At 64.9% G+C, this 5,996-nt stretch carries 4 protein-coding genes and 2 pseudogenes; 5 read left to right on the top strand and 1 reads right to left on the bottom strand.

The window, feature by feature from the left end; translation table 11 throughout:
• The 3 genes and pseudogenes from pyrB to Q8K05_RS10885 form a co-directional block, all read left to right on the top strand.
• A pseudogene (gene pyrB / locus Q8K05_RS10895) lies at window positions 1–580 on the top strand (aspartate carbamoyltransferase catalytic subunit); the annotation flags it as partial.
• Window positions 577–1,875 (top strand): dihydroorotase, encoded by a 1,299-nt coding sequence (locus tag Q8K05_RS10890; RefSeq protein WP_305246633.1) that lies wholly within the window; start codon window positions 577–579, stop codon window positions 1,873–1,875. The pseudogene pyrB and the gene Q8K05_RS10890, both read left to right, overlap by 4 nt.
• 15 nt (window positions 1,876–1,890) lie before the next feature.
• Window positions 1,891–2,628, top strand: coding sequence for a 1-acyl-sn-glycerol-3-phosphate acyltransferase (locus Q8K05_RS10885; protein WP_305246632.1), 738 nt, complete (start codon window positions 1,891–1,893; stop codon window positions 2,626–2,628).
• On the opposite strand, the gene Q8K05_RS10880 is transcribed toward Q8K05_RS10885, so the two are convergent.
• Window positions 2,625–3,728 carry an ABC transporter ATP-binding protein gene (locus Q8K05_RS10880; protein WP_305246631.1) on the bottom strand — a complete coding sequence of 368 codons (1,104 nt, stop codon included), beginning with the start codon at window positions 3,726–3,728 and terminating at the stop codon, window positions 2,625–2,627. The genes Q8K05_RS10885 and Q8K05_RS10880 overlap by 4 nt on opposite strands.
• A gap of 114 nt (window positions 3,729–3,842) precedes the next feature.
• Between Q8K05_RS10880 and Q8K05_RS10875 the strand changes: the two genes are divergently transcribed.
• Both Q8K05_RS10875 and Q8K05_RS10870 read left to right on the top strand, forming a co-directional pair.
• A complete protein-coding gene (locus tag Q8K05_RS10875; RefSeq protein WP_305246630.1) occupies window positions 3,843–5,465 on the top strand; it encodes an iron ABC transporter permease in 1,623 nt (540 codons plus the stop codon).
• 150 nt (window positions 5,466–5,615) lie between these two features.
• A pseudogene (locus Q8K05_RS10870) lies at window positions 5,616–5,996 on the top strand (type IV pili twitching motility protein PilT); the annotation flags it as partial.

Genomic DNA, 5,996 nt, shown 5'->3' with positions numbered 1-5,996 from the left:
CGCCCAGCATGTCGCACCGCATGTGCACGTGATCAATGCCGGCGACGGGCGCCACGCGCACCCGACGCAGGGCTTGCTCGACATGTACACCATCCGCCACTACAAAAAAGACTTCAGCCAGCTGACGGTCGCCATTGTGGGCGATGTGCTGCATTCCCGCGTGGCGCGCTCCGACATCCATGCGCTGACCACGCTGGGCTGCCCCGAAGTGCGCGTGGTCGGCCCCAAAACCCTGGTGCCGGCCGACATGGCGCAGATGGGCGTGCGTGTCTGCAACACGCTGGAAGAAGGCATCAAGGGGGCCGATGTGGTGATCATGCTCAGGCTGCAAAACGAGCGCATGTCGGGTGCGCTGTTGCCCAGCAGCCAGGAGTTTTTCAAGAGCTTTGGCCTGACCAACGAGAAGCTGCGGCTGGCCAAGCCGGACGCCATCGTCATGCACCCCGGCCCCATCAACCGGGGGGTGGAAATAGATTCGGCGGTGGTCGACGGCGCGCAGAGCGTCATCTTGCCGCAGGTCACCTTTGGCATCGCCGTGCGCATGGCGGTCATGAGCATCGTCGCCGGGAATGAAGCATGAAAATTCTGATCAAAAATGGCCGGGTGATCGATCCCGCGTCGGGGCTTGACGAAGTGGGCGATGTGGCCATTGCGGCGGGCCGCATCGTGTCGCTGAAAGGCGCCGCCGTCAATTTCGAACCCAACAAAATCATCGACGCCACGGGCTGTATCGTGGCACCGGGGCTGATCGACCTGTCGGCCCGGCTCGGCGAGCCCGGCCACGAACATGAAGGCATGCTGGAAAGCGAACTGGCGGCAGCCGTGGCCGGCGGCGTGACCAGTGTGGTGTGCCCGCCCGACACCGACCCGGTTCTGGATGAGCCCGGCCTGGTGGAAATGCTCAAGTTCCGCGCCGAAAAGCTGCACCAGTCGCGTGTGTTTCCGCTGGGCGCGTTGACGCGCGCCCTCAAAGGCGAAGCGCTGACCGAAATGGTCGAGCTGACCGAGGCCGGTTGCGTGGGTTTTAGCCAGGCCGAGGTGCCGCTGGCCAACACCCAGGTGCTGCTGCGTGCGCTGCAGTACGCGGCCACGTTTGGCTACACCGTCTGGCTGCGCCCGCAAGAGCTGCACCTCGGTAAAGGCGTGGCCGCCAGCGGTGCGCTGGCGACGCGACTGGGCCTGAGCGGCGTGTCCGTGGCCGCCGAAACGATTGCCCTTCATACGATTTTTGAACTGGTTCGTGCCACCGGGGCGCGTGTGCACCTGTGCCGTATCAGCAGTGCGGCAGGCGTGGCACTGGTCGGCAAGGCCAAGGCCGAAGGCCTGGGCGTGACCTGCGACGTCAGCATCAACAGCCTGCATTTGACCGATGTGGACATTGGCTACTTTGACAGCCGCATGCGCCTGGACCCGCCGCTGCGCCAGCAGCGCGACCGCGATGCGATTCGCCAGGGTCTGGCCGACGGCACGATTGACGCGCTGGTGTCCGATCACACGCCGGTCGACGAAGATGCCAAAACCCTGCCGTTTGCCGAAGCCGAGCCGGGCGCGACCGGCCTGGAACTGCTGCTCGGCCTGGCCTGCAAGTGGGGCAGCGACAGTCAAGCGGGCATGGTGCGGGCCCTCGCGGTGTTGACGAGCGAACCTGCGCGCGTGCTGGGCGACGCACTGGGCACCTTGCAGGCCAGTTCTGGCCGCCTGGTCAAGGGCGGGGTGGCTGATATTTGTGTGTTTGATCCGGACCGTAGCTGGATGGTGGAGCCGAAGGCCTTGCGCAGCCAGGGCAAGCACACGCCTTTTTCGGGCCACCAGCTGCCAGCGCGTGTGCGTTGGACGCTGGTGGGCGGTCAAGTGGCCTACGAGGCCGCTCCTTAATATGCCGACCACCCTATGAAGCTGCTGGGTGTTTCCTGGAAGTTGCTGCGCGCCATGGTGCATGCAGGGCACGGTTTTTGGACCATCAAAATCATTTTTCCGCGGCTTGAGCAGGCCGACCGGGACGCGCGCGTTCACGCCTGGTCGGGTCAAATGCTGCGCATCGTCGGGATCGAGCTGGTGGTCAACGGCATACCGCCCGCCGGCGGGCCTGTGCTGCTGGTGTCCAACCATATTTCGTGGCTGGATATCCTGGTCATCCACGCCTCGCGCCACTGCCGCTTTGTCTCCAAATCCGATATCCAGGGCTGGCCTGTGGTCAATACGCTGGCCGCGGGTGCGGGCACCTTGTACCTTGAGCGCGGGTCGCGGCGCGATGCGCACCGGGTGGTCGGGAAAATGGCCGAACGTCTGCGGGAGGGCGACATTCTGGCGGTGTTCCCCGAAGGCACGACCGGCGACGGCATCACGCTCAAACCCTTTCATGCCAACCTGATCCAGGCCGCCATCGAGGCATCGGTGCCGGTTCAGCCAATGGCGCTCAAATTCATTGACGCCGCCAGCGGCGCAACCAGCTTTGCACCGAGTTACGTGGGCGACGAAACCCTGGTGGGCTCGATCTGGCGAACCCTCACGGCCACCGGCTTGAAGACCGTCGTGACCTTTGGCGCACCCCAGGCGCACCAGGGGCAAACCCGGCGCGTGTGGTCAGAGTCGTTGCGCGAAGAGATTGAACGCCTGCGGCGCGATTAGATCAGCGCGGCCGTGTCCGTTGCGCCGCTGGCCTTCACCTCGCGCGGGAAGGTCACCACATGGTCGACCTCGGCGCGTATGCCGATCCACTCGCCCAAGGCATGGTCGTGGTGCGAAGGCACCAGCGCCACCACCGTCTCGCCGCTCAGCAGCCGCAGCGTGTACAAAAAGTCGGAGCCGCGAAACGCCTTGCGAAGAATCTGCGCCTTGACCGGTGCGTGGTCGTCATGCACGATGTCGTCGGCCCTGAGCAGTACATCGCACAGCCCCTCGGGGTAGGCGTCAGGCAGGGGGCATTCCTGCATGTTCGTCAGGTCGCCGAGCGCGGTATGCACCACCACCTCGTTCGCGCGCTGCTCAATGCGCGCCTGCGTGAACACGCCATGACCAATAAAGTCAGCGACAAAGCGCGTGGCGGGCCGGTGGTACAGCGCATAGGCGTCTTCCCACTGGTGCAAATGCCCGCCATGCATCACGCCAATGCGGTCGCCGATGGCAAACGCTTCAAGCTGGTCGTGGGTGACAAACAAGGCCGTTGCCCCGGCGGCCTTGAGGATGCCGCGCACCTCGTGCGCCAGGCGCTCCCGCAAGTCCACGTCAAGATTGGAAAAAGGTTCGTCGAGCAGCAGCAGGCGCGGCGCCGGCGCCAGCGCGCGCGCCAGCGCCACCCGCTGTTGCTGCCCGCCCGACAGCTCGTGCGGAAAGCGCTTGTGCACATTGCCCAGGCCCACCAGGTCCAGCACCTCGCTGACGCGCCGCTCACGCTGGGCAGGCGCCAGGTGCGTGAGCCCGAACGCCACGTTGTTCGCCACATTCAGATGCGGAAACAGCGCGTAATCCTGAAACACCATGCCGATGCGTCGCAACTCGGCCGGCACATGAGCGGCCGGGCTGCTGACGATTTGCTGGGCCAGTCGTATGGTGCCGGACTGCGCCCGTTCCAGTCCGGCCACCGCGCGCAGCAGCGTGGTTTTACCGCAGCCCGAAGGGCCTATGAACACGCCGATTTCGCCTGCCTGCAGGCTGAAAGACACGCCGGCGACGGCGGGGTGGGGCTGGCCTGCGTAGTGCACACCCAGTTGGGAGACATCTAAAAACATGAAGTCGATTGTAGATGCTTACAATTCTCATTTGCAGTGACTGACTGCAAAGACCACGGCGCATGCGGGTGGGGGCAAGTGCCGCTCCCGCAGAGGCCTTTTTTTCGGATCTCCATGCTCCGCCGCATCTTCTTTCGTTTCCTGCCTTCCGCGTTTTTGTTTCTGTTGGTCTGCCTGCTGACCTTGCCGGTACTGGCCGTGCTCTTGTCCTGGTTGCAGTTCGATGGCGAAGCGGCCTCCATCCTCAGGCAGATGCTGCAAACGGTGCTGCCGGACTACGTCTGGACCTCGCTGCTGCTGTGCCTGTTCGTGGCCTTTGGCGTGGCGGTGGTGGGCATGGCGACCGCCAGTGCGGTCACGCTGTTCGAGTTTCCGGGTCGGCGCGTCTTTGAGTGGGCCCTGCTGCTGCCGCTGGCCATGCCGGCCTATGTGCTGGCCTATGCCTACACCGACTTTTTGCAGTACGGCGGGCCGCTCCAGAGCTGGCTGCGTGTCGCCTTCGGGCTGCAGGGCCGTCTGTTGCCCGAAGTGCGCAGTCTGGGCGGTGCCGTGCTGGTGTTTACGGCGGCGCTCTACCCCTATGTGTACTTGCTCGCCCGCACGGCATTGTCGGAGCGGGCGGTCCACCTGATGGAAGCGGCCCGCCTGCTGGGCGCGCCGCTGTCCCGGCGCATTCGAGAGGTCGCCCTGCCGCTGGCCCGGCCGGCCGTGGCGGCCGGTGTGGCGCTGGCGCTGATGGAGACCTTGGCCGATTTCGGGGTGGTCAGCTATTTTGGCATCCAGACCTTCACCGCCGGTATTTACAAGGCGTGGCTGTCCATGGACAACCGCATTGCCGCAGCGCAGCTGGCGACCGTGCTGCTGATCTTCGTGGCGGTGCTGCTGCGCATCGAGCACACTGCGCAGCGCCGCATGCGCTTCGCGGGCGCGCGGGGCGGGCGCGCTGGCGCGTCAGATGCGGCGCCGGTCCAACTGCAAGGCGCGCGCGCGCTGGTGGCCTGGCTGGTCTGCGCTGTGCCGATTGCCCTTGGCTTTGTGCTGCCCGTGCTTTTCATGCTGCGTCCGCTGATTCTGGGCTGGGACAACCTGCTGTGGGACAACTTCATAAGCTGGACGCTCAACAGTTTCTGGCTGGCCAGTCTGAGTGCGGTGCTGGCGACCGCGCTGGCGCTGAGTCTGGCCTTTGCCGTGCGCCGCCAGCCGCACCTGCTCAACCGCGCTGCCGTACAACTCGCCAGCCTGGGTTATGCCGTACCTGGCGCCGTGATCGTGGTGGGCTTGTTGCTGCCCGTGGGCTGGTTGCAGGCGGCAGCGCCGCAAACCGGCGCGGGCTACTGGATCACGGCGACCGTGCTCGGCATTGTCTGGGCCTACCTGGTGCGCTTCAGCGCCGTGGCCCTGCAGACCATCCAGAGCGGTTACTCCCGTATTCCGGCCAGCTTCGATGACAGCGCACGCATGCTGGGCACCACAGGCGCCGGGCTGCTGGCCCGGGTGCACTGGCCGCTGCTCAAGCGTTCGGTCGCGGTGGCCGGTCTGCTGGTGTTTGTGGATGTGATGAAAGAGCTGCCTGCCACACTGGTATTGCGCCCCTTCAACAGTGACACCCTGGCCGTGGTCACCTACCAGCTGGCGCGCGACGAGCGGCTCGGTGAAGCCGCCTTGCCTGCGCTGGCGCTGGTGCTGGTGGGTCTGCTGCCGGTGGCCTTGCTGAGCCGCACCCTGCGGTCAAAGTAGCGCTGCAGGGCTGTGCTTACAGCGCGCTTGATTCTGTCCGGCTCGACTGCAGGCATCAGGCTACGCATTTCAAATCTGCGGGCTTGCCTTTACCTTGGGCGGGCCATGCAAGGTAGACTACGAGTCCTGCTGCAACAAGGAACTCTCGTCATGGACGCCACCTCCTCTACTGACCTGAACGACATTGGGCGCCACCTGCAGTTCATGGTGCAGTCCGGAGCCTCGGATCTTTTCCTCACCGTGGGCGCCCCACCGTCGGTCAAGATACACGGGGTGATCCGACCCATAAATCTGCCCGTCTTGAAGCCTAGCGATGCGAAGTCGCTGGCCTATTCGGTCATGCGCGAGTCCCAGATGCGTGAGTTCGAGTCATCGCTGGAGTGCGATCTGGCCACGACCATCGACGGCCTGGGGCGTTTTCGCTTCAACATTTTCATGCAGCGCGGCGAGGTGGCGATGGTGGTGCGCTACATCACCTCGATCATCCCATCGATCGACGAACTCAAGTTGCCGCCTGCGCTCATGGACCTG

Source organism: Polaromonas sp. (assembly GCF_030682935.1).
Lineage (GTDB): Bacteria > Pseudomonadota > Gammaproteobacteria > Burkholderiales > Burkholderiaceae_C > Polaromonas.
The sequence above is the reverse complement of the archived record's forward strand: the minus strand, read 5'-3'. Positions and strand labels throughout refer to the sequence as shown.

What these genes read in the sequence shown, in the direction of transcription:
- Q8K05_RS10890 (WP_305246633.1), top strand. Translation starts at nt 577, where the DNA reads ATGAAAATTCTGATCAAAAATGGCCGGGTGATCGATCCCGCGTCGGGG.
- Q8K05_RS10885 (WP_305246632.1), top strand. Translation starts at nt 1,891, where the DNA reads ATGAAGCTGCTGGGTGTTTCCTGGAAGTTGCTGCGCGCCATGGTGCAT.
- Q8K05_RS10880 (WP_305246631.1), bottom strand. Translation starts at nt 3,728, where the DNA reads ATGTTTTTAGATGTCTCCCAACTGGGTGTGCACTACGCAGGCCAGCCC.
- Q8K05_RS10875 (WP_305246630.1), top strand. Translation starts at nt 3,843, where the DNA reads ATGCTCCGCCGCATCTTCTTTCGTTTCCTGCCTTCCGCGTTTTTGTTT.